The following is a 26097-nucleotide window of genomic DNA, read 5'->3' on the forward strand; positions in this document are numbered from 1 at the left end:
CTAAATCGTTTCCCGTTCGGCGAACTTGAGTTTCCCTTTTGCGGCTTCGGTCCCGGCGATCATTACAAATGCGAGCAATAGCGCCGCGGGGATCGTTACCGAAGCCGTGATGATGAAGAAGTACACATAGCCAACAGCATCGGCGAGCACGCCGGAAAATCCGGACAGGAATTTTGAGACCAGCGCATAGAATGATGCCAGCAACGCATATTGTGTCGCGGCATTGGCCGGATCGACGAGGCTGGAAAGATAGGCAATGAAGACAGTTGTCACGAACCCGCCAGCGAGATTGTCACCCACGATTGCTACAGTGAGCTGCCAGATGCTGTCCGGACCAGCCGTGGCGGCCAGCCACGCATAGGCGCCGTTCGTGATGAAAGTGATGATCAATCCGATCACCATCGCGCGCATCAATCCGAACCGGAACGCCGCGACTCCGCCGATGAACAAGCCGGTGAAGGTTGCGATCAGGCCAGGTCCGCTCTGGATACCGCCTACGATAGCCCGATTGAAACCAATATCGGCATAAAGTGGGCTTGCCATCACGCCCATTGTGAAATCGGACATGCGATAGATCATGATCAGGGCAATGACCGGGAAGAACCAGAATCCGAGTCGGCCGAGAAACTGTTTGAACGGCTCCCAGACCGCATTGACCACCTTGCTTGCAAAGCCGCCTTCAAGTTCCCTTTTTCCGGCCCCGGCAGCGGGTTCCTTGATGAAGAAGACCAACACCATGGATATTCCCATGGCCAGCGCCATGGCGAGGAATGACCATGTCCAGTCCGACCATTCGGAAATCGCTAATCCCACCCCAGACGTCATGTAGGCAAAGCGGTAGCCGAGCGAATAAGCGGCCGCCATGTTCGCCTGCATCCGGTTCGGTGCGGATTCAATCCGCCAAGCATCGATGGCAACATCCAGCGTTGCGCCCGAATAGGAAAGCAGGAGTGCGCCGATTGCCACCGGCAGAAGACCTTGTGTCGGATCGGTCTGAGAAATGATCACCAGCCCCGCAATCGTTCCCGTGATCGCTGTGACGATCCAGGAGCGGCGGGCGCCGAATAATGAATGTAGTATCGGAATTTTCACACGGTCGACGATCGGCGACCACAGGAACTTCAACGTATAAGACAGAGTGACCCAGTAGAAAAAGCCGATGGTCGAACGCTCGATTCCGGCGTCGCGCAGCCAGAATGACAGCTTCTGAAAGACCATGTAGAGCGGCAAGCCAGAAGCAAATCCGAGGATCAGCATCGAAAGCATGACGGGAGTGAAATAGACCAGAACCGTTTCGCGCCAGCCGCGCTTGTCGCCGCCTGGCAGGGTAACGTCTGTCATCAGCCTGTCTCCGATCTATCCGGAAACGACCCTGAAACGGTTTTGCGCTTTCGACAAGCTCAACACTGTTCCCGTCAGGGTCTGCGGATCGACCGGCTTGGTCAGGAAGGCGTTCATCCCCGCCTCCATGCAAGCGCGGCGGTCCACCTCTGACGTATTGGCGGTCAGTGCGATCATCGGAATCTGAATGCCGGCCTCGCGCGCCGCTCTGGCAACAGATGGCCCGTCCATTTCCGGCATGCGCAGATCGATCAGCGCCGCATCCAGCCCGCCTGCCATCAGCCGGTCGAGCGCCTCGCGGCCATTCATGGCGCGTTCTGGATGGGCGCCGAGCCGGATCAGGGTCCGTTCAGCAATCAGACCGTTGACCGGATCGTCCTCGGCAATCAGCACACGCAGACCGGACAGAGGCCAGCCCTCTCCTTCGAGGCGGTTATTGTCACCAGCCTGTCCCGGCATGGCGTCCCGTATAAAGCGCTCGAGACTTTTCCGGCGCACCGGAGTCACCAGCCAGCCATCCGCTCCGGGCGGCGGATTGTCACGTATCCGGTCTTTCGAGGCCGCTTCCGTCAGGATCAGCGTCCGTTTGGCCCCGGATTCCTGGGCCCGGTCTGCCCACCTTGCGTCCAGAAGCAGGGTCATGCCGCGGGCCGACCCCATCCGGTCCGGATTGGACAGCGTGCGGGCATTTCCCCCCAGCGCCAGTATCTGCGCCGACAGGGCATTGCGTGTCACCCGGCAGGGCGAGGCGATCATGACGCTTTCGCCGGCCAGTGGCCGGTCGGTCCGGACGCCCTTCCGGATCGGAACGGGAAGTGCTGCCCAGAAGGACGCTCCGTCACCCGGCGTGCTTTCCAGCCCGATTTCACCATTCATGGCCTCGACCAGCTTTTTCACCATCGCAAGGCCCAGCCCGGCACCGCTTTCCTTCAATTGCGCCGGCCCTGTCCCGCGCTCGAAATGATCGAAAATTCTTGCCTGGTCGCCCGCATCAATGCCGGGGCCGGTATCACGCACCGTGATGATTAGGCGCGCCCGGTCCTCGCTGTCGATATCGCCGGACAATTCAACCCATGCGCCGCCTTCGGAGGTGAATTTCACCGCATTGCCGAGCAGGTTGAACAGGATTTGGCGCAAACGCGCCGTATCTGCCAGCACTTCCTCCGGAGCCGATTCGCGGACGACACAGGCGAGCGACAATCCTTTTTCCGCCGCACGGGGCGCCAATAACTCGACGGCATGTCGCACCAGGTCAGCCGGGCGGACCGGTTCGGGGCGCAAATCGACATGTCCCGCGTCAAGGCGCGACAGGTCGAGAATTTCATCAATCAGTCCCAGTCCGTGCATGGCGCTATCGGCAACAGCGCGCACATATTCGCGTTGATCCGGCTGCAGGGCGGTAAGCGCCAGGAGGTCGGCAACCCCTTTGACGCCCGCCAGCGGTGTCCGGAGCTCATGGGTCACGGACGCAAAGAATCGTGTCCGCGCATCCTCAGCTTCGCGCCGCTCCGCGTCGGCGTCACGCTGGTCGGTGACATCCCGGCCAATGGAGATCGAGCCTCCGCTTCCAACCGGGCGCTCATCCCACTCCACCCAGCGATTGCCGGCGCGGGTGCGCATCAGCGCTTCGAACCGTCGGGAACCCTTGTCCGCCGGACCCGCGGGAGCAACGGCAAACCAGCGTCCGGTCCAGTCCGACCGCCGCCCGCCAAACGCCGACAGGAAGGCATGGTTTACAAACCGCACCCGGCCGTCAGCGGCGCGCAAGAGCGCCATCTCGCCCGTCGAGTCCAGCGCGATCAGGGCGGCTTCAGCGGCCTCGGAGGCCGCGCGATCCGGAGTCTCTGTCATGGGTGACATGTCTAGTCCTGAACCGGTTAAGGAAGCGCTTCCACGCTACCCGGCGGCGACCCGGTTCCTGCCGGGCGCGGTCAGGACACCGGCACCGGGAGCGCTCCGGCGTAATGACAGGGCTTCAGCGATGTGAACCCGGCGTACAGCCTCGGACCCGTCAAGATCGGCAATCGTCCGGGCCGACCGCAAAACTCGGTGATAACCGCGTGCCGTCAGGCCCATGGCTTCAGCCGCCTGATTGATCAATTGTTGGCCTCCCCGGTCCGGCTCCGCCACATGTTCCAGCAATTCCGCAGTCAGCCGGGCATTTAACCGCCCACGTTCCGATTGCGCATCGCGTGCCCGTGCGACACGGGCAGCGGCCTCTGCCGTGCCTTCCTTGGGCGGCGGCAGGGCAAGGTCGGCGGGCGTGACAGGAGGCACTTCAACATGAAGGTCGATGCGGTCCATCATCGGACCGGACACCCGGGCCTGATAATCCGCCGCACAGCGCGGCCCGCGCTTGCAGGCCTCGCCATTGGTCCCCGCCCAGCCACAGCGGCAGGGATTCATCGCCGCAATCAGCTGAAAGTGGGCCGGATAGGAAATATGCGCATTGGCGCGGGCGACGACAATCTCGCCCGTCTCCAGTGGCTGGCGCAGACTGTCGAGCACCTGCGGGTGAAATTCCGGCAATTCGTCTAAAAAAAGCACGCCATGATGGGCGAGCGAAGCTTCCCCGGGCTTGGCTTTCTGGCCGCCACCAACCATGGCTGCCATCGAGGCCGAATGGTGCGGTGCCCGGAAGGGCCGCGACCGGGTCAGCCGCCCGCGTTCCAGCAACCCTGCTACGGACTGGATCATGGAGACATCCAGCAATTCGGACGCGGACAAGGGCGGAAGCAGGCCGGGAAGGCGCGCCGCCATCATCGATTTTCCGGACCCGGGCGGCCCGACCATCAGGAGATTGTGGCCACCGGCTGCGGCGATCTCCAGCGCCCGCTTGGCGCTTTCCTGTCCTTTGACATCCCTGAGATCGAGGTCAGGACGGCTATCGATCAGATCGCCGGGAACAGGCCGAGACAGCATTTGCCGGCCTTTGAAATGATTGACCAGCTGGATCAGCGAAGCAGGCGCAAGGATGGAGAGCTCACCCCCGGCCCAGGCCGCTTCCGGCCCACAGGCTTCCGGACAGATGAAACCAAGATCATGCTCGCTGGCGGCCATGGCGGCCGGCAGTGCACCGGGTGTGATGTTGATCGAGCCATCCAGCCCCAGCTCACCCATGGCGAGGTGGTCGGCAGCCGCATCCGGCGGAATGACGTCCATGGCCGCCATCAGGCACAGAGCGATGGGAAGATCGAAATGCGCGCCTTCCTTCGGCCGGTCTGCCGGCGCGAGATTGACGATCACCCGGCCGGGCGGCAGCGACAGGCCGATGGCGGCGAACGCAGCACGCACCCGCTCCCGGCTCTCGGCAACCGCCTTGTCCGCCAGCCCGACCACCATGAAGGCCGGCTGGCCCCCGGCAAACTGTGCCTGCGCATCCACGCGCCGCGCTCTTGCGCCTTCAAAGGCAATCGTCGTGGTGCTGGCTGCCATGTCCCATCCCCTGTCCGGACGCTCCCGCTGGAGTAAGTCCTTATGATATCAACAGCTTTCCACAAATCGTGGAACAGCGTCGATCAAAACAGGAACATAATAAGAACGACTGACGGTTGCGAGTCAAGGTTGCGTCAGGTTTATTTGCCCAGACGCCGGTCCACCGCATCCCAGAACAACGCCGCCGCATCCACGCCGGAAAAGCGTTTCAGCTCCTGCGCGCCGGTGGGGGAGGTAACATTGATCTCGGTCAGCCGGTCGCCGATCACATCGATTCCGACCAGGACAAGGCCGCGCTGCTTCAATACCGGCCCGATCACGTCGCAAATATGCCGGTCGGCCGCATTCAATTCAGCGGCCTCCGCCCGGCCGCCCACATGCATGTTGGAGCGGGTTTCTCCGGGCTGAGGCACACGGTTGATGACGCCGGCCGGCTCGCCATCGATCAGGATAACGCGCCGGTCGCCCGCCGCCACATTCGGCAGAAACGCCTGGGCAATGATCGGTTCCCGGTTGATGCCGAAAAACATTTCCACGATGGACGAGAAATTGCCGTCATCGGGCTTTACCCGGAAGACGCCGGCCCCGCCATTACCGTAGAGCGGCTTGAGGATGATATCCCCGTGTTCGGCCCGGAACGTCTTGATTGCAGCAACATCGCGTGAAATCAGCGTCGGCGGGATGAGAGCGGGGAAATCCAGCGGAAAGATTTTCTCCGGGCTGGAGCGGACCCATTCCGGATCATTGAGTACCAGCGTCCGGCCTTTCAGGTATTCCAGAATGTGACAGGCCGTGATGTAGGACATGTCAAAGGGCGGATCCTGGCGCATCAAGACCACATCGACATCATCTGCCAGATCCAGCATCACGCGCTCACCCTCAATGGCCGGCTGCTCTTTGACGCGCTGGACCGATGCCGGGCGGGCGCGGGCCGTGATTTTACCCGCCTCCCATGACAGGTGTTGCGGCTGATAGGTCCACAATCTGTGACCCCGTGCCTGCGCGGCCTCCATCAGGGCAAAACTGGTATCGCCATTGATATCGACTCCGGAAACCGGGTCCATCTGCACCGCAATGCGAAGGCTCATTGTCTGTCCTGACTAGTCTATGGGTGTGACCGGGGCTGACCGTACATCCTGCGGCGGATCGAGGGATGGCAAGGAATCAAGCGCCGGAATGGCCTCACCGCCACAGGCTATCGCCTGCCTTTCCCCCCGGGCGACGGGCGTTGTCTCTTCGCCAATAACGCGGACCAGCGTGACGACGTCGGTCACACCATCTACGAGAGAGGCATGTTGCGCGGCCCGCTCCAGCTCACCTCGCGTCCGTGCAATGCCGAGCAGGAAGACACGGCCGTTTTCAGCCTCGACATTGTAATTGACGCTGCGCACCGACCTGTCGCGCAGGAGGCGCGAGCGCACTTGCTGGGTAATCCAGCTATCCCGGGCACCGTCGCGCAGGGTCGAGGCGCTCCCGACTTCGATTTCATTCTCGACCGCCCGGACAGCGAGAGCTGACCACGCCAGGCATTCCGCCTGGCGCCGGTCCTCTTCGCGCGGGGCTGTGCCGGTTAGCAATGCCAGACCGTCAGTCACTTCGACATCCACGCCATCGAGCGCATACCCTTCGGCGCGGGTCATGGCGGCCTTGATGGAAAGCGAGGCATTGGTATCGTCAATATCACGGCCAATCGACCGTTCTGGCTGCATGGCGGCGCAGGCCGAAAGCCACAGCGCCAGAAATGCGGGAATGAATCGGAAAATCATGCGTCGATACTCCAGAATGGGCCGCCCCGCCCGGGACACTATCCGGGCAAATGATTCCGTTCAATTAATGTCCGGTGCAGATCGTCCCTCGGGCCAGAAAGCCTGACGGACATGATGCGGCAGGCGCCAGGCACGGATCACGATCAGATCATAGCGGATAGCGAGACCGGCAAATTGCCGCCGCCGGCCTGTAAAGCTGGATGTGCCACGGATGATGCGCTGCTGCTGGTGCCAGGTCAGGGCGTTGATTCCGTCTTCCAGCGTGTTGCGGGCCTTGACCTCGACAATCGCCAGAAGACCACCCTTGCAGGCCACAATGTCGAGTTCGCCGGACGGCGTTTTCTCGCGCATGGCGACAATCCGGTATCCTTTCAGCATCAACCACAGGGCCGCCCATGTCTCGGCCCGGCGGCCCCGGGCTTCAGCCTTCTGGCGCTGATCGGTCACACGCCGCCCTCTTTTAGTGCTTGCGCCCGGGCATAGAGATCGCGCTTGCTGAGCCCGGTGGCCTGCGCAACTTTTGCCGCAGCGCCCTTGACACCAAGTCCGGGGATCAGGGCCGTCAATTCGGCATCAACATCCATCTGAACATTACCGCCGGCATCCCCGGGGCCGATCAGAAGCGTGATCTCGCCGCGTGGCGCACCGCCACCAGCATAATAGGCCGCCAGCTCGCTGGTCGTCCCCCGCCGGTATTCCTCGAATTTCTTGGTCAGCTCCCGGGCCACAACCGCGTCGCGATCTCCGAGAACAAAGGCGATATCGGCAAGACAGGCGGCCAGCCGCGGGCCAGATTCATAGAAGATCAGTGTGCCGGGAATTACCGCTAATTCCTGCAGGCGGTTTTTGCGGCTGCCTGTTCTGGGCGGCAAAAACCCGGCAAAGAAAAACGCGTCGCTCGGCAGGCCTGAAGCCGCCAGCCCGGCCAACAGCGCAGAAGGCCCCGGCAGCGACCGGACCGCGTAGCCGGCCGAGATCACCTCCCGGACCAGCTTGTAGCCGGGGTCGGATATCAGCGGCGTACCGGCATCGGAGATCAGAACGACGCGCTCGCCATCTGCCAGTGCCTGAAGAATTTCCGGCCGCATCTTCGCCCCGTTATGATCATGATAGGGCTGGACTTTCGCGCTGATGCCGTAAGCGTCCATCAGTTTCCAGGCAACGCGCGTGTCCTCGGCCAGTATACGATCCGCACCGGCAAGTGCGTCCAGCGCACGCAGCGTAATATCCCGCAAATTGCCAATCGGCGTCGAAACAATGTTGAGGCCCGGCTCAGGCGGTTGCGGTGCGGGAGCGCGGCGGCTAGTTTTGGCCGGAATATCTGAAGGCGGTTCGGACATGATTCTCCCAACATCTTTGCGCGGCTTGCGCAAACTACCAAGACCGATTGTTGTAACGCTGGCCCTGACGGCATTGGCAGCTTGTGCCAGCACGCCGCCTCCACCGCCGCCGCCCCCTCCGCCGCCGGTCGTCACCGAGCCGGAAGTGACAGAGCCGGAGGTCATTGAGCCGGAGATCATCCGCGAAGGCGGCCTGATCCCGCACCACCTCGAGGGCCGCGAGGTCACGCGCGCCGCCCTGCTTTTGCCCTTCAGCCATCCCAATGCCGCTGCACGCAATGAAGCGGCAAACCTTCTGCAAGCCGCTGAACTGGCCCTGTTCGAACACGGACCGGAGACACTGGTTCTGATGCCGAAAGATACAGGCGGCACTAATGAAGGCGCGCGCCAGGCAGCGCAGGCCGCAATTGATGACGGCGCTGATATTATCCTGGGCCCCCTGTTTGGTGCAGCGGCCACTGCGGCAGGAGACGTGGCCCGCCGTTACGATGTGCCCGTACTGGCTTTCTCGACCGACACGTCGATCGCCGGCAACGGCGTGTATCTGTTGAGCCTTCCGCCCGAGCAGGAAGTTGCCCGGATTACGGCCTATGTGGCCCGGCTGGGCGTTGAACGATTCGCGTTTATCGGGCCGGGAGGGGCCTATGGCAGCGCCGTGCGCGATGCGCTGGCGGAGACCGCTGAGCTGAATGGCGGATATCTGGCGGCCGAGGAAACCTATGTCGGGGGTGTCGAGGCCATGACATCGGCGGCCCGCCGTCTCTCGCAGCTGGGCTTTACCAGCCTTGAGGCCGAAGATGCGATGATGTTCAATTCCAGCGAATGGGTCCCGTCAGCCGACGCACCCTTCCAGGCTGTGATGTTGCCGGAGGGCGGTACCCGTCTGAGGACTCTCGGACCGCTATTGCCTTATCACGAGATCGATCCTCTGATCGTCCGTTTTCTTGGGACCGGCCTGTGGAATGACGAGGAGACACGGCGCGAACCAGTCTTGCATGGCGGCTGGTTCGCCGGGCCAGACGCCGAAGCTCATAGTGCATTTTCCGCGCAATATCAGTCCGCCTTTGGCAATGAACCCTCAAGAATCGCCAGTCATGCCTATGACGCGGTCCTGCTGGCGGTCTTTTTCGCCAATGAAGGAGAGGTCAGCCGCGAGGCGCTCGAGGATCCCGAAGGGTTTTATGGCGCGGACGGCCTGTTCCGCTTCCGGGCAGATGGCCGTATCGAGCGGGGTCTGGCCGTATACGAGGTCCGCCGTGACGGTTTCCGGGTCATCGACCCGGCGCCGCGCAGTTTTGATCCGGCGGTGTTCTAGGGACAAAGCGCCGCCGCCAGCCCATCGGCCAGCAGACGGCCTTCCCCGGTGAGCCGCAACTGCGTGCCATTCTGAGTCAACCAGCCTTGAGCCAGATATCGCGCGGCTTCATCCTCATCAACCGTCAGCCCGGTGACCTGTTCCAGCTGCGCCAGATCAAGGCCGGTATCAATCCGCAACCCCATCAGTATGCGCTCCCGGACCTCGTCCAGGGCCGACAGTTTTTCACTCTTTGATCCCGTGCCGGTTTCCGAAACCCGGCGAATATAGTCCGCCGGACGCAGCGCCGTATCTACGGCCCGCCGCCCGCCGAGCGCATGAGAGCCGATCCGGCCATGGGCCCCGGGGCCAATCCCGATCCAGTCTGCACCTTCCCAGTATAGCCGGTTATGGCGTGACTCCGCACCCGGCTTGGCGTGGTTGGAAATCTCGTAGGAGAGAAAACCGGCTTCCTGACAAAGCGCCTGAGTGGTGCGGTACAGGCGTTCTCCCAATGCGTCTCCGGGAGGCTTGATCTCGCCGCGCTCGACACGTTTGAAAAACGCCGTGCCCGGTTCGATCGTGAGCTGGTACAGTGACAGATGCGAAACACCCAGCGCCAGAACGTCTGACAATTCTGAGGCCCAGCTCGCTGCGGTTTGACCTTCGCGGGCATAGATGACGTCGATCGAAACCCGGGCAAAGCAGGAGAGCGCCGCCTCCAGCGCCATTCGGCTGGCCGCCCCGTCATGGTCTCGCCCGAGCGCCTTCAGCGCATCATCATCAAAGCTTTGCACACCAAGGGACAGCCGGTTGATACCGGCATCCGAAAACCCCCGGAATCCCGCAGCATCATTCGGATTGGCTTCCAGGCCGATCTCGGCATCGCACTCGAAACCGAAAAAACGGTCCGCCGCCTGCACGATCCGTCCGATCTGCTCCGGCTTCAGCAAGGAAGGCGTGCCACCACCAAAATGAAGCGAGGTGAGTTTGCGGCCTAGCAATTCGCCGGCCCAATATGCCAGATCGGCCAGCAGCGCATCAAACAGGGCGCTATCGTCACCCCGCGCCCGGTACACATTAAAATCGCAATAGGGACAGATCCGAGCGCAATATGGCCAGTGGACATAGAGACCCAGTGGCGTATCAGTCATTCCCGAACTCGGCCTCGATCAGCCGGGACAGGGCCCTGCCCCGGTGGCTGAGCGCCGCTTTCTCCGCAGAACTCATTTCAGCAAACACGCGGTGGTCTCCTTCAGGCCGGAAGACCGGATCATAGCCGAATCCGGCGTCACCGCGAGGTGGCCAGACCACCTCCCCCTCGATCCGGCCTTCATAGACGCGGTCCGCTTCACCCGGCACAACCAGCGCGAGGACACAGACGAAGGCGGCACTGCGGTCATTGCCGCCACCTGCCGTCAGCGCCGACTCGACCCGCTGCATGGCACGGTTGAAATCCCGACTCTCTCCGGCCCAGCGCGCCGAATGAATGCCCGGTTGCCCGTTCAACGCATTGACACACAGCCCGGAATCATCTGCCAGCGCCGGCAGACCGGTGGCGGAGCTGGCGGCACGGGCCTTCAGCAACGCATTTCCGGCAAATGTCGCTTCCGTTTCTTCCGGTTCGGGAAGCGAAAATTGTGCAGCTGACTGCAATTTCACACCGAAGCGCGCCAGCTGATCACCTATCTCCTTGATTTTTCCACGGTTATGAGACGCCAATACCCATGTTTTCATACCTGTCATCTGTTGATTACACCTCAAATTTTATCGCATTTCGGAAAATTAATATCGAAAAACGATATTTTCTGCTTGCGGTCCCCGAATTTTATGTTTATCGATAAATCCACGGACGGCGAAATGATCGTTCGGATAACAAAACAAAAGCCTTTGGTCGATTGAAACGAAACACAGGAGTATGAAAATGGTCAGGTCCGAAAACACAGCAGCCCGCACTTTTTTTGCGGTTGCGATCAATGCGTTCCTCATCATCGCGGTTGGCGCCGGCGTGGTTGCCGCTCTGACCCCGGCGATTGCATGAGCGTAAAACGGTCCCGGCGGTAGCGAGACGCGCCGCCGGGGGCCCAGAAGGGGGCGGGAAGGCATGGAGGAAACCAAAACAGGACCGATGATCGGGGGTCTGAAATGGCTCCTGGATATCATCTGGTATCTATTGTGGGCGGTACTCACTGTCAGTGCCGTGACCGTACTTCTCGCCACAGTCCTGTTCGGAGCACAGCTCTTTGGCTGGCTGCCGGGCGGAGTGGCCACCTCTCTCATGGGGGCGGTGGACCGGATTATCATGTTGCCACTGCTTGTGGCGGAAATCGTGACCCTGCTGGTGATCGTGCATCGCCTCAGGCTGATCGTGAGGACACTTATTTCGGGCGATCCCTTTGTCCCCGAAAATGCCGGGCATCTGCGGATCATTGCGATTGCCATCGGTCTCTATCAGATCGTCCGCTATGCCGCCCAGGGACTGGTCGCGATCTCGCTGGCCGTCTTCGGCTTCCGGATCGGAGGCGTGGAGCTCACGCATTTCGATCTCAATCTCGGGCCGTGGTTCGCCGTGGCCGCGCTTCTGGTGTTGTCGGAGGTCCTTCGCGAAGGGGCCCGGATGCGCCAGGAACAGAAATTGACGATTTAGGGAGGCGCGAAACATGCCCATTCGCGTCACCCTCGACAGGATGCTCCTCGAGCGCCGCATGTCTCTGACAGAGCTGTGCGACCGGGTCGGCATCACAATGGCCAACCTGTCCATCCTCAAGACAGGCAAGGCCAAGGCGGTCAGATTTTCGACGCTGGAAGCGTTGTGCAAGGAGCTGGATTGCCAGCCCGGCGACCTTCTGAGCTTCGATGAGGATGAGGACGGAACCGGCAGCGACGCCTGATCCGTCCCAGACGAGCCCCCGGCGGATTTTCCACCGGACGGTGAAGAAGCAGCGGGAGCGGGCCTGATTGGCATACGCCCCTTCCCAAGAGCGCCGATCGGGCCTTTTTCAGCCCCCCAGCGCGCTCCCGCTGCTTCTCTTTTTTCTTATAATACAGAATTCTGGGTTTCGCCTAGCTCGGCAATGCCTTTTCGTGCCAGCTCGAAAAGCCTGTTGAAATCGTCCTGTGGCAGGGGCCGGTCCTCGGCCGTAGCCTGGATCTCGACAATCCCGCCAGCGGCGGTCATCACGAAATTCGCATCGGTTTGGGCCTGGCTGTCTTCTTCATATTCCAGATCGAGACGCGCCGTGCCGCCAACCATGCCGCAGGAAACCGCTGCCAGCTGGTCCTGGACCGGGTCGGTCTTCAGAACGCCTTCCTCAACCAGCCAGCCCGTAGCCAGTTTCAAAGCCACCCATGCGCCGGTGATCGCCGCCGTCCGTGTGCCGCCATCAGCCTGGATCACATCGCAATCCAGCGTCACCTGCCGCTCTCCCAATGCCTTGAGGTCGATCACCGCCCGCAGGGAACGCCCGATGAGGCGCTGGATTTCCTGTGTCCGGCCGGATTGTTTCCCGGCGGCGGCCTCACGGCGGCCCCGCGTATGTGTGGCGCGCGGCAACATGCCGTATTCCGCCGTCACCCAGCCCTTGCCGGAATTGCGCATCCAGGGCGGCACATTCTCCTCGACGCTTGCCGTGCACAGGACGTGCGTATTGCCGCATTTGATCAGGCAGGAGCCTTCCGCATAGGGCGAAACACCAGTTTCGATGGTCACTTCGCGCAAGGCATCAAGGGCGCGGCCATAAGGTCTCATAGTGTCGTCTCCGATTGGGGGCCTGTTCCGTCTAGCGGCGGGCCATCCCGGCGTAAACCGGGGATCACCGCTTTGCCGGATTGAATGGCAAAGCTGCATGTCCTAACTGAATGGCAGAATGATCACCAACAACCCGAATATGCCCAATCTGACCGATCTGGATGAGCGCTCGCGCCAGATTTTCCGCGAAATCGTGGACACATATCTGGAGACGGGGGATCCGGTTGGGTCCCGCACCCTGTCCCGGCGCGAGGGCGTGGGCCTATCGCCAGCCTCGATCCGCAATACCATGTCGGATCTGGCCGCCATCGGGCTCCTGACCGCACCGCATCAAAGCGCGGGGCGCATGCCCACGCATGCGGGTTTACGCCTCTTCGTCGACGGGCTGTTGCAGGTTGGCGAGCCCTCCTCGGAGGACCGCAAAGCGATTGAATCGCGCGTCGCTCCGACGGCCGCAAAGGTGTCAGACGTCCTCTCCGAGGCATCATCCATGCTCGCAGGCCTGGCCGGAGGAGCCGGGCTGGTGACCACGCCATCGCGCGAAACCGCATTGAAACATGTCGAATTCGTACCGGTCAGCGCCTATGAGACGCTCGCCATTCTGGTGTCCGAAGACGGATCGGTTGAAAATCGCATGATGGTGGCCCCGCCGGGGCTGCCGGCGTCGGCCATGGTGGAAGCCGGAAACTATCTCTCCGCCCGGCTCAAGGGCCGGTCGCTCAAGCAGGCCGCCGAGGAAATCCGCGCCGAGCTCAAGGACCGCCGGGCCTCGCTGGATGCTGCAGCCAGCGCACTTGTCGAGCAGGGGCTGGCCAGCTGGTCAGGCGGCGAGGAACGGGCGCTCATCATTCGCGGTCAGGCGCAATTGCTGGACAATGTTGCCGCCGCCGAAGACCTTGAACGCATCCGCATGCTGTTTGATGAAATCGAACGCAAGGAGGGCCTGATCGCCCTTCTGGACAAGGCAAGAGATGCCGAAGGCGTGCGTTTGTTCATTGGCGCGGAGAACCCGCTTTTCTCCCTCTCGGGTTCAAGTGTGATTGTCGCTCCCTATATGGATTCCGAGCGGCGCATTATCGGGGCGCTGGGGGTGATCGGACCGACGCGTCTGAATTATGCCCGGGTGATACCCATGGTCGATTATACCGCCCGCGTTGTCGGGCGATTGCTGGACAAATCCCGCAACTAGACGGGTCAAGAGGACAAGATGGCTGAAAAAAACGACGATCAACCGATTGCAGACCGGATCGAGGAAATCGAGGCCGCAGAGGCAGAGGCGCTGGCCGAAGCTGAAGCAGCAGAGGCCGCAATGGCAGAGGATGAGGCGGCAGAGCCGTCACCGGAAGATGCCATTCGCGCCCTGCAGGCCGAACTGGAGGACACGCGGGACCGCTTGCTGCGCACCGCAGCCGAGGTTCAGAACGCGCGCCGGCGTGCTGAAAAAGAGGTGAAGGATGCCCGCCAGTATGCCATTTCCGGCTTTGCAGGTGACATTCTGAATGTCGCGGACAATCTCTCCCGCGCCCTCCAGGTGGCCCGGTCTGAGTCGCTCGAAGGCCCGGCCAAAACACTCGTCGATGGTGTCGCGCTGACGGAAAAGACCTTGCTCTCGACGCTCGAGCGCCATGGCGTGAAGCGCGTGGAGCCGGCGCCGGGCGACGCCTTTGACCCCAACCACCATCAGGCCACCACCCAGATTCCCTCCGAGCAGAAGGCCGGCACGATCGCGGCCAGCTTTGCGCCCGGCTATGTCATCGGTGACCGCACCCTGCGCGCCGCCATGGTCGCGGTGTCGACCGGCCAGCCCGCCACAGAAGAAGGCGGCGGATCCGGTGATACTCAGGACGGCGGCAGGGCCGGGCCCGGCTCCGGCATCGATGTGAAGGCCTGACTGCTTGAGTTGATTCCGGCCCGGATTTGTCCTCCTCTGCTTGCCTGATCAGGGGAGGGTCGGACCATGGAATTTCTGATAGCGGCGGTCAGCACACCCGCCAGCTTTGATGCGTCGGCAGCCACCGACGCCTATATCGCCACCATGGATGCCGCTGCGCGGGCGCGCTCGGATGCCTATTTCGAAGGCGGCTACTGGCTGATTCTGGTCAATCTGATCGCGGGCCTCGCCATGGCGGGATTGCTTTTGCAGACCGGCTTTTCAAAAGGCCTGCGCGACCGGATTCACGGGCTGGTCAGATCGAAATCCCTGACCGTCGCCCTCTATGCGGCCATCTACACGATCGTCACCACGGTCATTCTTTTTCCGCTGACGCTCTGGCAGGGCTATTTCCGCGAACACGCCTACGGCCTGTCGGCCATGTCGCTCGGCGGCTGGCTGGGAGAACAGGCCGTCGGCCTCGTGACCGGCGTCATCATGGCGGCCATCTTCCTGACCATATTCTATCTCGTGCTGCGCCTTGCCAGGCGCGCCTGGTGGATCTGGGGCGCTGCCGTGTCGGTGGTCCTGCTGGCTGTCGCGATCTTCATCTCGCCTGTCTATATCGATCCGCTCTTCAATGAATATCAGCCGATGGAAGAAGGCGAGCTGCGTGATGACATCCTCGCACTCGCCGAAGCCAACGGCATTCCCGCCGATAATGTCTATGTCTTTGATGTGTCACGTCAGTCCAACCGCATCACCGCCAATGTGAATGGTCTGTTCGGCACCACCCGGATCGCCCTGTCGGATACGCTGATCGACAATACCGATGCCGATGAGGTTCTGGCGGTCATGGGCCATGAAATGGGCCATTACGCGCTCAACCATCTTTGGGAAATGTTCATCATCTTCGCGGTTGTTCTGGCCATCGGCTTTGCCTTCACCGACCGGCTTTTCGCCTTCGTGAATGGCCGGTTCGGCAAGAGCTGGGGCGTTTCCGGCATCTCCGATATTGCCGGCCTGCCGCTTCTGGCGGCCTGTCTGTCAGTCTATTTCTTTCTGGCCACACCCGTCTTCAACACGGTGATCCGGACCAATGAAGCCGAGGCCGATCTCTTCGGTCTCAACGCCGCGCGTGAACCGGACGGCTTTGCCACCGCCGCGCTGCGCCTCGCCTCCTATCGCAAGATTGATCCGGGTGCTTTCGAGGAATTTGTCTTTTTCGACCACCCGTCCGGCCGCGCACGCATTGCCATGTCCATGCAGTGGAAGGCCGGACAGCTGGCCCTGGGGGCGGAAGACCAGAGACCGGAATTGCGGCTCGACCGGGCGCGCGCCATTTCAGACGCGCTGGTGAATGAGCCGGAAGATGAATAAGTCCGGATGACCGAAGCTTTATCTCCTGCTGTGACTATAAAGTGTGTCGCCAGACCGGCGTGATTTTGCCATGGTCACATCGACGCTGAGGCAGGAACCGCCATGCTACCGAACTGGGCCATGGATGCGATGAGCATCCTGACACAAGTCTTCATCCTCATGCTGGGGGCGGCGGCGCTTGCCGTGGCCATCTTTTTCATCATCGATATCAGCCAGACGCGTGATGCCATCCGCCGCAATTATCCGGTTGTCGGCCGGTTCCGGAATCTGTTCACCCGGCTGGGCGAGTTTTTCAGGCAGTATTTCTTCGCCATGGACCGGGAGGAATTGCCCTTCAATCGCGCCGAGCGCGAATGGGTGTATCGCTCCGCAAAAGGCGAAGGCGGGACGATCGCCTTCGGTTCGACCAAGCCGCTGACACCTGTGGGCACCGCCATCTTTGTCAATTGCCCCTATCCGGATCTGGAGGATGATGTCGCCCAAACTGAAAGCATGCGGATTGGCCCGTTTGCGCGCCAGCCCTATGACGCCCCCTCTTTCTTCAACATTTCAGGCATGAGCTATGGTGCCCTGTCCCGGCCCGCCGTGCGGGCCCTGTCGCGCGGCGCGGCCAAGGCCGGAATCTGGCTCAATACCGGTGAGGGCGGGCTCTCCGATGCGCATCGGGAAGGCGGTTGCGACATTGTCTTCCAGATCGGCACGGCGAAATACGGCGTGCGCAATGCCGAAGGCGGCCTCTCGGACGAAAAACTGAAAGCCGTCGCCAGTCTCGAACAGGTCAGAATGTTCGAACTCAAACTCTCGCAAGGCGCAAAGCCGGGCAAGGGCGGCATCCTGCCGGCAGAGAAGGTGACACAGGAAATCGCGGATATTCGTGGCATTCCGGCAGAGGTTGCGTCCCACTCGCCCAACCGGCATCCGGAAGTTGCGAACAATCAGGACCTCCTCGACTTTGTTCACCGTATCCGGGAGGTCTCCGGCAAGCCGGTGGGCATCAAATTCGTGGTCGGCGCTTATGGCTGGCTGGACGATCTGTGCGAGGAGATCAAGACACGCGGCATTGAAAGCGCGCCCGACTTTTTCACCATAGATTCCGGTGATGGCGGCACGGGCGCTGCGCCCATGGCGCTGATGGACAATGTCGGTCTGACCATACGCGAAAGCCTGCCCATGGTGGCCGGCATTCTGCGTCATCATGGTCTGAAGGAGCGCATCCGCATCATCGCCTCGGGAAAACTCCTGATCCCGTCTTCCGTGGCCTGGGCCCTCGCCGCAGGCGCCGACTTTGTCCAGTGCGGCCGCGGCTTCATGTTCTCGCTTGGCTGTATCCAGGCGATGAAATGCCACATGAATACCTGCCCCACTGGCGTCACGACGCACAAGAAATCCCTGCAGCGCGGGCTGGTGCCGCAGGACAAGGCCGAAAAGGTCGCCCTTTACGCCAATACGCTGCGCGAACACGTTGAAATCATCGCCCATTCCTGCGGCGTCAGCGAACCGCGGCAGCTCAAACCCATGCATGTGCGGCTGGTACAGGCCAATGGCCGGTCCAGGTCCATGGACAATCTGAACTTCATTCCCCCGGAGGAATTACGCCAGGATCGCAGCTTGCCGGAGCAGGCTTAAGCAGGAAGCGTGACCCGCCGCATCGTCAGATTGAGGCGGCCACCCTGTGGCACCAGTGTCGATGTGGCCGGATAGATGCGATCGACGCCGTGATAACAGCGCCGCGCCGCCCCGCCGAGCACCACCACATCGCCCGATGACAGGATCAGGGAATGCGTTTTGCCTTTCCGGCTTGGCCCGCCCAGCCGGAAGCGGGCCTTGTCGCCCAGAGAGACGGACACAACAGCCGCGTCTGTCGCGGCTTCATCCCGGTCGATATGCAGGCCCATCCGGGATGTCTCCGTATAATAATTGACCAGACAGGCCTCGAAGGGCGCGCTATAGCCGGACACGTCATCCCAGAGACGGGTGAGCAGATCCGGGGCAGCGGGCCAGGACGCGCCGGTTTGCGGATGCATCGTCTCATAGCGGTAGCCCCTGTCCTTGTCCGTCACCCAGCCAAGCGGTCCGAAATTCGTCATGGTCACGCTGAGCGGCTGGCCGGTGCGGGGCATGCGCGGGCGGTAAAAGGGTGCGGTTTTCGCAGCGTCCAGAACGGCCCCGACCAGTGCGGCCTGTTGGGTCCGGTCAAAATAGCCGGGCAGATATCTGAAACCGTCTGGCAAACTCATGCAGCCAAGGATAGACGATGTCCCGGCTTCGGCCAGTGACAGGCACTGCAAACGCCTGAATTGATTCGCCCCACACCCTTGCGGGTTATGCCGGGCCTCCCTATCTCCGGCATCGAGCCGGGTGTCCGGCAAATGGATAAGTGACGAAACAGGCGACAGGGCCTGAAGCCTTTGGGGGATCTGCGTCCGGCGAACCGGTGCTTCGGGCCGGTTGGACATGCGGAACAGTCCTGCCCAACAAGAAAACGGAGACGAACACGTCATGAGCAAGGTTATCGGTATTGACCTCGGGACCACGAATTCCTGCGTCGCGGTCATGGATGGCGGCAGCGCCAGGGTGATCGAGAATTCGGAAGGCGCCCGGACCACCCCGTCTGTTGTGGCCTTCACCGAAGATGGTGAACGCCTGATCGGCCAGCCCGCCAAGCGGCAGGCTGTGACCAACCCGGAACAGACCTTCTTTGCCATCAAGCGCCTGATCGGCCGCAACATGTCTGACCCGATGGTCAAGAAGGACGCCGATATGGTGCCCTACAAGATCATTGCCTCTGACAATAATGACGCTTGGGTCCAGGGCCGCGACAAGAAATACTCGCCGTCGGAAATTTCCGCTTTCATTCTGCAGAAAATGAAGGAAACGGCTGAATCCTATCTCGGCGAGAAGGTCGAGCAGGCCGTCATCACCGTGCCCGCCTATTTCAACGACTCGCAGCGCCAGGCCACCAAGGATGCCGGCAAGATTGCGGGCCTTGAAGTGCTCCGTATCATCAATGAGCCGACGGCAGCGGCCCTCGCCTATGGCCTCGACAAGGGTGATAACCGCACGATTGCCGTCTATGACCTCGGCGGCGGCACCTTCGACGTGTCGATCCTCGAGATCGGCGATGGCGTCTTCGAGGTGAAGGCCACCAATGGTGACACCTTCCTCGGCGGTGAGGATTTCGACCTGCGCATCGTCGATTACCTGGCAGACGAGTTCAAGAAAGAGCACGCGATTGACCTGCGCAAGGACAAGCTGGCGCTGCAACGCCTGAAGGAAGAAGCCGAAAAGGCCAAGAAGGAGCTCTCCTCCGCGACCTCCTATGAGGTCAACCTGCCCTTCATCACCGCCGATGCGTCCGGCCCGAAACACCTGACCATGAAGCTCTCCCGCGCCAAGCTGGAATCGCTGGTCGAGGATCTGGTCAAGCGCACGATCGAGCCGTGCAAGAAAGCCCTGAAGGATGCTGGGATGTCTGCATCCGATATTCAGGACGTCGTGCTGGTTGGCGGCATGACCCGCATGCCGAAAGTCCAGGAAGCCGTGAAAGCCTTCTTCGGCCGTGAGCCCCACAAGGGCGTGAACCCCGACGAAGTCGTCGCCATGGGCGCGGCCATCCAGGCCGGTGTTCTGCAAGGTGATGTGAAGGACGTGCTTCTGCTCGACGTGACCCCGCTGTCTCTCGGCATCGAGACGCTCGGCGGTGTGTTCACCTCGCTGATCGAGCGCAACACCACCATTCCGACGAAAAAATCCCAGACATTCTCGACCGCTGAGGACAATCAGCAGGCCGTGACCATCAAGGTCTTCCAGGGCGAGCGCCAGATGGCCGCTGACAACAAGCTTCTGGGTCAGTTCGACCTGATGGGAATTGCTCCGGCACCGCGTGGCATGCCCCAGATCGAGGTGACCTTCGACATTGATGCCAACGGCATTGTCAATGTGTCGGCCAAGGACAAGGCCACGGGCAAGGAACAGCAGATCCGGATCCAGGCATCTGGCGGCCTGTCCGATGACGATATCGAGAAAATGGTCAAGGACGCCGAGGCCAATGCCGAAGCCGATAAGCAGCGCAAGGAACTGGTCGAGGCCAAAAATAATGCCGAGGCCCTGATCCATCAGACCGAGAAACAGCTCGAGGAGTTTGGTGACAAGGTCGGCGATGATGTGAAAGCCGAAATCACCAAGGCTTCCGATGAGCTGAAAGCTGTCAAGGACGGTGAAGACGCGGCCGAAATCCAGGCCAAGACGCAGGCGCTTGTGCAGGCGGCCATGAAGCTGGGTGAAGCCATGTATGCAGCGCAGCAGGCCGAAGGCGGCGATGATGGTGATGGCTCCGGCTCTGCCGATGAAGATGTCGTCGATGCCGAATATTCCGAAGTCGATGGCGACGATTCCGATGGCGACAAGAAAGAGAACGCTTAACCAGCGTATCGGATGACCGGCGCCCTGCTGTTTGCAGGGCGTCTCTCACCTGAAGGCAAACCTCCATGGCGAAGCGTGATTATTACGATGTGCTCGGCGTTGACCGGACGGCCGACGACAAGGCGCTGAAAAGCGCCTATCGCAAACTGGCCATGCAGTATCACCCGGACCGCAATCCCGGCGATGCCGAAGCTGAAGCCCGCTTCAAGGAAGTCGGAGAGGCCTACGCGGCCCTGTCGGATCCGCAAAAACGCGCCGCCTATGACCAGATGGGTCATGCTGCCTTTGAAGGCGGAATGGGCGGCGGCGGACAGGGTCCGTTCGGAGGACATGCCGGAGCGGCCGATTTCGCCGATATTTTCGAGCAGGTCTTTGGCGGTGGTTTTGGCGGCATGGGCGGGCGCCGGGGCGCGCGCCGCAGCAATGGGCCGGCCCGCGGTTCCGACCTTCGCTATGATCTCGAAGTCAGTCTGAAAGACGCTTTCGAGGGCAAATCAGAAACCCTGAAGGTTCCGACCAGTCTGACCTGTGAGCGTTGCAGCGGAAATGGTGCCGAGCCAGGCACATCACTGGAGACCTGTGGCACGTGTGCAGGACAGGGCGTGGTCACCGCCGGCAACGGCATGTTCCGCATTCGCCAGACCTGCCCGGCCTGTGGCGGACAGGGCAAGACGGTTTCCGAGCCCTGCCATGAGTGTGACGGTGTGGGTCAGGTCCGCAAGGTGCGGACGCTGAATGTCGATATTCCGGCCGGCGTGGAAGATGGCATGCGCATTCGCCTCGCCGGTGAGGGCGAAGCCGGTGCCCGCGGCGGGCCACGGGGCGATCTCTACATATTTGTCTCGATACGGCATCATGATCTGTTCGAGCGCGATGGCCCCAATCTTTATTGCCGCGCGACCGTACCGATGGTGACCGCCGCTCTGGGCGGCTCGATCTGTTGTCCGGTGATAGATGGCGGCAAGGCCGAGCTGAAAATCCCGCCTGCATCCCAGACCGGAAAACGTATGCGGCTGAAGGGCAAGGGCATGCCCCGCCTGCGCGGCGGGCCACGCGGCGACATGATTGTCGAATTATATGTTGAAACGCCGCGCAATCTGACAGAGCGCCAGAAGGAGTTGTTGCAGGAATTCTGCGAGCTCTCCGGTGGAAACTGTAATCCGGAATCCGAAGGATTTGTCGGCAAGGCAAAACGCTTCTGGGACGATCTCACCAGCGAGGATGGCCGGCCCAGCGTCTAGGGCCTGTCCTCTTAAAGGGTTTGGAGCGTGATATGCGCGAAAATCGTTCGCTATCAGGAGCTGGCCCGCTGGAAGGGCCGTTCCCCTTTCGAGGGACTGCGACGCCATAGTGAGCGATTTGCGCCATACCTCGCAGAGGCGCGGCGGATTTTATCCCTGACGGCGTCGAGCCGCCCTTGTGGAGAAGTACTCCACGGCGGTCCTCTCTCCTTGTCAGGGATAAGATCCGCTACGCGTCACGCCCGAAACCTTTAGGAGGACAGGCCCTAGGCAGACGGCGCGGTCAGATACCACAGCGCCGCCTTCTGGATGTCCGATGTAAAGGCGCGGCGCGCTGCTTCATTGTCTTGCAGATCGGCCTGGAACAGCGCCGCATCGCGGCTCAAACCGATCACCAGGGTCAGCAGAAACCGCGCCGCGGGTGGCGCAAAGTGCGGCGGCTTGATCTTGAGCACCGTCAATGTTTTCGACAGATCCTCGGCCAGTGTTTTAGGCGGCTGGGCGAGATCCACCGGGCGCCCCGCCAGCCGCGAGAGCAGAGCCCGGTTCTCAAGCCCGTGAGCCACGCAGTCCTCGGCCAGTTGCCCGATCCAGCGATGCACATCGCGGTGCCGTCTTGCTTCCTGATTGCCCGCCATCAGCCTGTTTGTCAGCACATCGAGCCGGTCGGCATAGAGCGCATCCAGCGCCGCCGCCTTGTCCGCAAAGCGGCCATAGAATGCGCCCACAGAGGATTTTGCCTTGCGCGCAATATCCGCAACGGTGAGGGCATCAATCGAGTTGTCCTGGACGGATTTCTCCAGAATCTTGAGGATTCGGGCCCGCGTGGCGCGGCTGCGCGCCTGCATGGCAGGGCGCACACCGGACGCCGGCCCCGATCCGGCTTCGTCTTCGATTTTCCACTCCGCCAAGGGCTTAACTTCTCATTAAGAACATCGAATCAGTGATTTGGAGGCTAGTTTATATTCGAACCGAATTCTAGTTCTTATAAAGGGGGGACACGTGAGGGGAGAATTTTTGGGTTTTCAATGGTGAATCCGGCCCGCCGGATGACCCGTTTCAGGCCGCGTCCGCCGGGCCGGCGGCTCTGAAGGCCTATTGTCGGCGGACGCAGAGACTTGTCCAGTTTTCCCGGGCGCCGGCGTCCGTCACCACAGCTCCGCTCCAGGAGAAGCCGCTATCACTTATGTCCGAAAAGGTCAGGCGGGATATGATTTCTGTCCCGTCCGGCCGCGTCAGCGGGCGGGTCAGGACGATGTCCTCTCCCTCCAGCCCTCCGGTCCAGATGCCATTTGAATAACCCGGCTCCGAAAAGAAGCCGATTTTCCATACGCCCTCGGCCTCATCAAACTGGCGGATATTCGTCGTATAGAATCCCGGCGCCCAGTACTGGTCCTGTATGGCGTGTCCGTTCAGGAAATAATGCCCGTTCCAGATGGCCAGAAATTCGACCCATTCCCCGTCTGGTCCCAGCCGCCGGTCGGTACAATCGAAGGCGCCGGCAAAGAAGGCAAACTGTGCCAGTTCAGCGGGTGCCGCCGGATTCGGCCGGCCAAAAGGGTGCGCGACGCTGGGCTCATATTGTGCATCCGGAATGGGCGGCAAAGTTTGCTGCAAAAGGATCGTTGCGATTAACGTCATGAAATTCATGATCATCTCCTCTGTCTCAGGCAACAATAATCGCTTCACCTTTCCTGCTATAGGATGTTCAACAAGAATTGATCCGCTGTGATCCGGAGCGAGGCAGGATGACGTTGAACATTGCGATTGTCGGGATTGGCGGACGATTGGGCCGTACGATTGCCCGCGAAATCATGCTCGATGAGCGCTTTGCCCTCACTGGTGGCGTGGTGCGCGCGGATTCCGATTATGCCGATCAGGATCTTGGCGAGATCGCCGGGACGGGGTGGATCGGGAAACAGACCGTTATCCGCCTGGAAGACGCGCTGGAAAATGCTGACGCTGTGATCGACGCCTCCACACCTCAGGCCACAGCGGCCATTGCCAATCGGCTCGCAGACCTCGGCGGGCCCGCCCTGTTATGCGGCGTCACCGGCCTCAATCGGGCCCAGACCGACGCGCTGCGGGCTGCGGGGGAAAAACTCCCTGTCCTTGCCGCACGCAATTTCTCTATCGGCCTGGCGCTGGTTGAAATGCTGGTCTCGACGGCCGCTGCGGGTCTTCCCGTGGAGAAATGGGATGCCGAGATCAGCGAGACCCATCACCGCAGCAAGGTGGATGCGCCCTCGGGAACCGCACTGGTTCTGGGCGAGGCCATTGCCAGAGCGCGCGGCCAGATCCTCGACATGGTGGCCGAGCGTGGCCGCAGCGGTCCGGACCAGGGCCGGCGGCCGGGAGCCATCGGATTTGCTGCCTTGCGCGGCGGCGCGATCATTGGCGAACACGATGTCCGCTTCCTGTCGGACAATGAAGAGATCAGCATTACCCACCGGGCGCTTGACCGGCGCGTTTTTGCCCTCGGCGCTCTGACCGCGGCCCAGTGGCTGGTGAACCAGGAAGCGGGCCTCTATACCATGCGGGACGTGATCAGCGGCAATTGACCCGGCCCTGCCACACAAGGCATAAGAAGCGGGCAACAGTCAGGAATTGACATGAGCCGCGCCCGCCGCCTTGTAGACATTGTCCGCACCCTGAAATCCGCCGCCCCCGGCGCGCTGACCGCGCATCAGATTGCGGAGAAATTCAGCGTCTCGGAGCGCACGATTTACCGCGACATGGCCAAGCTGATCGATTCCGGCGTACCGATCGAGGGCGAAGCCGGGCTTGGCTACTGGCTGGCGCCGGATGACGGCCCGCCGCCGATTTCCCTGACCTGGCGTCAGGCCCAAATCCTGTGGCGCGGGGCCCGCCTGATTGCACTGACGGCAGAGGAAGAATTCGCGCTGGACGCGGTCAAGGCCCAGGCGCAACTCTCGAAAATCCTGGGCGGGCAACGCGTGGACAGGCTCGAAGGTCACCCCATACTGTCACTAACTGACAAATTACGTCCTGCGCCGGCTGTGCTGGCGGCGTTCACCCGTGCGCTCGAGCGGCAAACCGCCATCCGGATTACCTATGTTGATCTGCATGAGGACGACCGGATCATCGAGGGCCGGCCGGTCGCGGTCACGCCGGTGGGCGAAATGCGGATTCTGACCCTGTCAACTCCTGACAGATTTATTCATCTGCGCGCCGAACGCGTCAGAAAGCTGACGCTTCGGGCCTGATCACCAGCTTCCGGTATTTTCCATGGAGGCCCAGGGTTCCTGCTTGTCCCGGGCCTCACCCGCCTGAAGCAATTCCACGGAGATCCCGTCCGGCGATTTGACAAAGGCCATGCGCCCGTCCCGTGGCGGCCGGTGGATCGTGTAACCAAGCCCCGCCATGCGGGCGCAGACCGCGTAAATGTCCTGAACCCGGTAGGCGAGATGGCCGAAGTTCCGGCCACCGGTATATGTTTCCGGATCCCAGTTGTGCGTCAGCTCGATGGTCGGCAATCCGGCCGGGATCGGGCTTTCTTCGCCGCTATACCCGCCGCGTTTCATGTCATCCGGGCTCGCAAGGAATATCAGCGTGAACCGGCCGGCCTCGCTGTCCATGCGGCGGATCTCCTTGAGGCCCAGCCCGTCGCAGAAGAAACGCAGTGTTTCATCGACATCGCTGACCCGGATCATGGTGTGAAGATATTCCATTATTGCCCCTCTTCATTTGGCGCGCCGTCGGCAATGATACGCGCCCGGCGGGCCCATTTCGGCCGCGCCCGTTTGATCGCGACCGCATCCAGCGACTCGCCGCGCGCGCGCATCAGTGCCGCATTGAAGGATTCAGGCGCCCGCTGGTGGTGAAACCGGGCCGCCACAAACCCGCACAATGCCCAGGCGCCGACAAGACCGAAAAACATGTAGAACATCCATGGATAATATCCCGGTGCGAATACATCACTGGCCCCCACAAAAGCTGTGATCCAGTTCCAGAAGGCCAGAAGCCCCATAACGGCTGGTGGTGTAATCAGAATGGCCGCCAGCAGCGCGGCCGCGGCATAAATCGTCCAGCGCGGCGCATAGCCATCGACATAGGCCCGGACAAAACCGGCCTCGTCGACCCCGGCAATCGTGTGTGCCCGGTCAATCAGGCGGCCGGCATATTCTTCCCGCGCATCATGGCGCAGGCGCGCCGTGGCCACAAACCAGCGGACCACAAGGCCTGCAGCGGTGAACAGGGCAAGAAGAGCAGCAATCAGAAACGGATCCGTCATGCGCC

General features: G+C 61.5%; 26 protein-coding genes. 11 read left to right on the forward strand and 15 right to left on the reverse strand.

Annotation, left to right across the window (positions count from 1 at the left end):
• From DBR16_RS12595 to rsmI, 7 genes are all read right to left on the reverse strand, one after another.
• Positions 1 to 1341, reverse strand: coding sequence for an AmpG family muropeptide MFS transporter (locus DBR16_RS12595; protein ID WP_170108338.1), 1341 nt, complete (start codon positions 1339 to 1341; stop codon positions 1 to 3).
• Between the two features lie 15 nt (positions 1342 to 1356).
• The gene (locus DBR16_RS12600; protein ID WP_233347832.1) at positions 1357 to 3201 is read right to left on the reverse strand and encodes a hybrid sensor histidine kinase/response regulator; all 1845 of its coding nucleotides are present in this window, start codon (positions 3199 to 3201) and stop codon (positions 1357 to 1359) included.
• A gap of 36 nt (positions 3202 to 3237) precedes the next feature.
• Entirely contained in the window at positions 3238 to 4776 is a 1539-nt protein-coding gene (locus DBR16_RS12605; RefSeq protein ID WP_109261582.1) for a YifB family Mg chelatase-like AAA ATPase, read from the reverse strand.
• A gap of 140 nt (positions 4777 to 4916) precedes the next feature.
• Positions 4917 to 5864, reverse strand: a complete 948-nt coding sequence (gshB, locus tag DBR16_RS12610) for a glutathione synthase (RefSeq protein WP_109261583.1) — start codon at positions 5862 to 5864, stop codon at positions 4917 to 4919.
• A gap of 12 nt (positions 5865 to 5876) precedes the next feature.
• Positions 5877 to 6542, reverse strand: a complete 666-nt coding sequence (locus tag DBR16_RS12615; RefSeq protein ID WP_109261584.1) for a BON domain-containing protein — start codon at positions 6540 to 6542, stop codon at positions 5877 to 5879.
• 60 nt (positions 6543 to 6602) lie between these two features.
• A complete protein-coding gene (locus DBR16_RS12620) occupies positions 6603 to 6989 on the reverse strand; it encodes a YraN family protein (RefSeq protein WP_109261585.1) in 387 nt (128 codons plus the stop codon).
• Positions 6986 to 7882, reverse strand: coding sequence for a 16S rRNA (cytidine(1402)-2'-O)-methyltransferase (rsmI, locus tag DBR16_RS12625; RefSeq protein ID WP_109261876.1), 897 nt, complete (start codon positions 7880 to 7882; stop codon positions 6986 to 6988). Before rsmI ends, DBR16_RS12620 begins: the two co-directional genes overlap by 4 nt.
• Here rsmI and DBR16_RS12630 point away from each other — a divergent pair.
• Complete coding sequence (locus DBR16_RS12630) at positions 7881 to 9197, forward strand: penicillin-binding protein activator (RefSeq protein ID WP_161539510.1); 1317 nt, start codon at positions 7881 to 7883, stop codon at positions 9195 to 9197. The genes rsmI and DBR16_RS12630 overlap by 2 nt on opposite strands.
• On the opposite strand, the gene hemW is transcribed toward DBR16_RS12630, so the two are convergent.
• Positions 9194 to 10330, reverse strand: a complete 1137-nt coding sequence (hemW, locus tag DBR16_RS12635; protein ID WP_109261587.1) for a radical SAM family heme chaperone HemW — start codon at positions 10328 to 10330, stop codon at positions 9194 to 9196. The two genes, DBR16_RS12630 and hemW, sit on opposite strands and share 4 nt — an antisense overlap.
• Positions 10323 to 10922 (reverse strand): RdgB/HAM1 family non-canonical purine NTP pyrophosphatase, encoded by a 600-nt coding sequence (rdgB, locus tag DBR16_RS12640; RefSeq protein WP_109261588.1) that lies wholly within the window; start codon positions 10920 to 10922, stop codon positions 10323 to 10325. The genes hemW and rdgB overlap by 8 nt, the downstream gene beginning before the upstream one ends.
• A 358-nt stretch (positions 10923 to 11280) precedes the next feature.
• On the opposite strand from rdgB, the gene DBR16_RS12645 reads away from it, so the two are divergent.
• Both DBR16_RS12645 and DBR16_RS12650 read left to right on the forward strand, forming a co-directional pair.
• On the forward strand, positions 11281 to 11823 hold the full coding sequence (locus DBR16_RS12645) for a DUF2975 domain-containing protein (RefSeq protein WP_109261589.1): 543 nt from the start codon (positions 11281 to 11283) through the stop codon (positions 11821 to 11823).
• A 13-nt stretch (positions 11824 to 11836) separates the two neighbouring features.
• The gene (locus DBR16_RS12650) at positions 11837 to 12067 is read left to right on the forward strand and encodes a helix-turn-helix domain-containing protein (RefSeq protein ID WP_109261590.1); all 231 of its coding nucleotides are present in this window, start codon (positions 11837 to 11839) and stop codon (positions 12065 to 12067) included.
• 146 nt (positions 12068 to 12213) lie between these two features.
• On the opposite strand, the gene rph is transcribed toward DBR16_RS12650, so the two are convergent.
• A complete protein-coding gene (rph, locus tag DBR16_RS12655) occupies positions 12214 to 12924 on the reverse strand; it encodes a ribonuclease PH (RefSeq protein WP_109261591.1) in 711 nt (236 codons plus the stop codon).
• 118 nt (positions 12925 to 13042) lie between these two features.
• On the opposite strand from rph, the gene hrcA reads away from it, so the two are divergent.
• From hrcA to DBR16_RS12675, 4 genes are all read left to right on the forward strand, one after another.
• Positions 13043 to 14113 (forward strand): heat-inducible transcriptional repressor HrcA, encoded by a 1071-nt coding sequence (hrcA, locus tag DBR16_RS12660; protein WP_109261592.1) that lies wholly within the window; start codon positions 13043 to 13045, stop codon positions 14111 to 14113.
• 18 nt (positions 14114 to 14131) lie between these two features.
• Positions 14132 to 14815, forward strand: coding sequence for a nucleotide exchange factor GrpE (gene grpE, locus DBR16_RS12665; RefSeq protein ID WP_233347833.1), 684 nt, complete (start codon positions 14132 to 14134; stop codon positions 14813 to 14815).
• A gap of 66 nt (positions 14816 to 14881) precedes the next feature.
• The gene (locus DBR16_RS12670; protein ID WP_109261593.1) at positions 14882 to 16174 is read left to right on the forward strand and encodes a M48 family metallopeptidase; all 1293 of its coding nucleotides are present in this window, start codon (positions 14882 to 14884) and stop codon (positions 16172 to 16174) included.
• 102 nt (positions 16175 to 16276) lie between these two features.
• Positions 16277 to 17800 carry an FMN-binding glutamate synthase family protein gene (locus DBR16_RS12675; protein ID WP_109261594.1) on the forward strand — a complete coding sequence of 508 codons (1524 nt, stop codon included), beginning with the start codon at positions 16277 to 16279 and terminating at the stop codon, positions 17798 to 17800.
• Here DBR16_RS12675 and DBR16_RS12680 read toward each other — a convergent pair.
• Positions 17797 to 18411 (reverse strand): alpha-ketoglutarate-dependent dioxygenase AlkB, encoded by a 615-nt coding sequence (locus DBR16_RS12680; RefSeq protein WP_109261595.1) that lies wholly within the window; start codon positions 18409 to 18411, stop codon positions 17797 to 17799. The genes DBR16_RS12675 and DBR16_RS12680 overlap by 4 nt on opposite strands.
• A 262-nt stretch (positions 18412 to 18673) precedes the next feature.
• On the opposite strand from DBR16_RS12680, the gene dnaK reads away from it, so the two are divergent.
• Positions 18674 to 20596, forward strand: a complete 1923-nt coding sequence (gene dnaK / locus DBR16_RS12685) for a molecular chaperone DnaK (protein ID WP_109261596.1) — start codon at positions 18674 to 18676, stop codon at positions 20594 to 20596.
• 65 nt (positions 20597 to 20661) lie between these two features.
• Positions 20662 to 21837: a molecular chaperone DnaJ gene (dnaJ, locus tag DBR16_RS12690; RefSeq protein ID WP_109261597.1), complete on the forward strand. Its 1176-nt coding sequence runs from the start codon at positions 20662 to 20664 to the stop codon at positions 21835 to 21837.
• Positions 21838 to 22103: 266 nt separating this feature from the next.
• On the opposite strand, the gene DBR16_RS12695 is transcribed toward dnaJ, so the two are convergent.
• Positions 22104 to 22748 (reverse strand): TetR/AcrR family transcriptional regulator, encoded by a 645-nt coding sequence (locus DBR16_RS12695; RefSeq protein ID WP_109261598.1) that lies wholly within the window; start codon positions 22746 to 22748, stop codon positions 22104 to 22106.
• A gap of 184 nt (positions 22749 to 22932) precedes the next feature.
• On the reverse strand, positions 22933 to 23487 hold the full coding sequence (locus DBR16_RS12700; protein ID WP_125184568.1) for a hypothetical protein: 555 nt from the start codon (positions 23485 to 23487) through the stop codon (positions 22933 to 22935).
• 98 nt (positions 23488 to 23585) lie between these two features.
• On the opposite strand from DBR16_RS12700, the gene dapB reads away from it, so the two are divergent.
• On the forward strand, positions 23586 to 24398 hold the full coding sequence (dapB, locus tag DBR16_RS12705) for a 4-hydroxy-tetrahydrodipicolinate reductase (protein WP_109261600.1): 813 nt from the start codon (positions 23586 to 23588) through the stop codon (positions 24396 to 24398).
• Positions 24399 to 24449: 51 nt separating this feature from the next.
• A complete protein-coding gene (locus DBR16_RS12710; protein WP_109261601.1) occupies positions 24450 to 25064 on the forward strand; it encodes a helix-turn-helix transcriptional regulator in 615 nt (204 codons plus the stop codon).
• On the opposite strand, the gene DBR16_RS12715 is transcribed toward DBR16_RS12710, so the two are convergent.
• Entirely contained in the window at positions 25065 to 25529 is a 465-nt protein-coding gene (locus tag DBR16_RS12715) for a VOC family protein (RefSeq protein WP_109261602.1), read from the reverse strand.
• Positions 25529 to 26092 (reverse strand): hypothetical protein, encoded by a 564-nt coding sequence (locus tag DBR16_RS12720; RefSeq protein ID WP_109261603.1) that lies wholly within the window; start codon positions 26090 to 26092, stop codon positions 25529 to 25531. The genes DBR16_RS12715 and DBR16_RS12720 overlap by 1 nt, the downstream gene beginning before the upstream one ends.
• Positions 26093 to 26097 lie beyond the last annotated feature (5 nt).

The organism is Hyphobacterium indicum (assembly GCF_003129605.1).
In the GTDB taxonomy this organism is placed as follows: Bacteria; Pseudomonadota; Alphaproteobacteria; order Caulobacterales; family Maricaulaceae; genus Hyphobacterium; species Hyphobacterium indicum.

Excerpts from the sequence above, each read along its gene's own strand:
- DBR16_RS12595 (WP_170108338.1), bottom strand. The coding sequence starts at position 1,341 with ATGACAGACGTTACCCTGCCAGGCGGCGACAAGCGCGGCTGGCGCGAA.
- DBR16_RS12600 (WP_233347832.1), bottom strand. The coding sequence starts at position 3,201 with ATGTCACCCATGACAGAGACTCCGGATCGCGCGGCCTCCGAGGCCGCT.
- DBR16_RS12605 (WP_109261582.1), bottom strand. The coding sequence starts at position 4,776 with ATGGCAGCCAGCACCACGACGATTGCCTTTGAAGGCGCAAGAGCGCGG.
- gshB (WP_109261583.1), bottom strand. The coding sequence starts at position 5,864 with ATGAGCCTTCGCATTGCGGTGCAGATGGACCCGGTTTCCGGAGTCGAT.
- DBR16_RS12615 (WP_109261584.1), bottom strand. The coding sequence starts at position 6,542 with ATGATTTTCCGATTCATTCCCGCATTTCTGGCGCTGTGGCTTTCGGCC.
- DBR16_RS12630 (WP_161539510.1), top strand. The coding sequence starts at position 7,881 with ATGATTCTCCCAACATCTTTGCGCGGCTTGCGCAAACTACCAAGACCG.
- rsmI (WP_109261876.1), bottom strand. The coding sequence starts at position 7,882 with ATGTCCGAACCGCCTTCAGATATTCCGGCCAAAACTAGCCGCCGCGCT.
- hemW (WP_109261587.1), bottom strand. The coding sequence starts at position 10,330 with ATGACTGATACGCCACTGGGTCTCTATGTCCACTGGCCATATTGCGCT.
- rdgB (WP_109261588.1), bottom strand. The coding sequence starts at position 10,922 with ATGACAGGTATGAAAACATGGGTATTGGCGTCTCATAACCGTGGAAAA.
- DBR16_RS12645 (WP_109261589.1), top strand. The coding sequence starts at position 11,281 with ATGGAGGAAACCAAAACAGGACCGATGATCGGGGGTCTGAAATGGCTC.
- DBR16_RS12650 (WP_109261590.1), top strand. The coding sequence starts at position 11,837 with ATGCCCATTCGCGTCACCCTCGACAGGATGCTCCTCGAGCGCCGCATG.
- rph (WP_109261591.1), bottom strand. The coding sequence starts at position 12,924 with ATGAGACCTTATGGCCGCGCCCTTGATGCCTTGCGCGAAGTGACCATC.
- hrcA (WP_109261592.1), top strand. The coding sequence starts at position 13,043 with ATGATCACCAACAACCCGAATATGCCCAATCTGACCGATCTGGATGAG.
- grpE (WP_233347833.1), top strand. The coding sequence starts at position 14,132 with ATGGCTGAAAAAAACGACGATCAACCGATTGCAGACCGGATCGAGGAA.
- DBR16_RS12670 (WP_109261593.1), top strand. The coding sequence starts at position 14,882 with ATGGAATTTCTGATAGCGGCGGTCAGCACACCCGCCAGCTTTGATGCG.
- DBR16_RS12675 (WP_109261594.1), top strand. The coding sequence starts at position 16,277 with ATGCTACCGAACTGGGCCATGGATGCGATGAGCATCCTGACACAAGTC.
- DBR16_RS12680 (WP_109261595.1), bottom strand. The coding sequence starts at position 18,411 with ATGAGTTTGCCAGACGGTTTCAGATATCTGCCCGGCTATTTTGACCGG.
- dnaK (WP_109261596.1), top strand. The coding sequence starts at position 18,674 with ATGAGCAAGGTTATCGGTATTGACCTCGGGACCACGAATTCCTGCGTC.
- dnaJ (WP_109261597.1), top strand. The coding sequence starts at position 20,662 with ATGGCGAAGCGTGATTATTACGATGTGCTCGGCGTTGACCGGACGGCC.
- DBR16_RS12700 (WP_125184568.1), bottom strand. The coding sequence starts at position 23,487 with ATGAATTTCATGACGTTAATCGCAACGATCCTTTTGCAGCAAACTTTG.
- dapB (WP_109261600.1), top strand. The coding sequence starts at position 23,586 with ATGACGTTGAACATTGCGATTGTCGGGATTGGCGGACGATTGGGCCGT.
- DBR16_RS12710 (WP_109261601.1), top strand. The coding sequence starts at position 24,450 with ATGAGCCGCGCCCGCCGCCTTGTAGACATTGTCCGCACCCTGAAATCC.
- DBR16_RS12715 (WP_109261602.1), bottom strand. The coding sequence starts at position 25,529 with ATGGAATATCTTCACACCATGATCCGGGTCAGCGATGTCGATGAAACA.
- DBR16_RS12720 (WP_109261603.1), bottom strand. The coding sequence starts at position 26,092 with ATGACGGATCCGTTTCTGATTGCTGCTCTTCTTGCCCTGTTCACCGCT.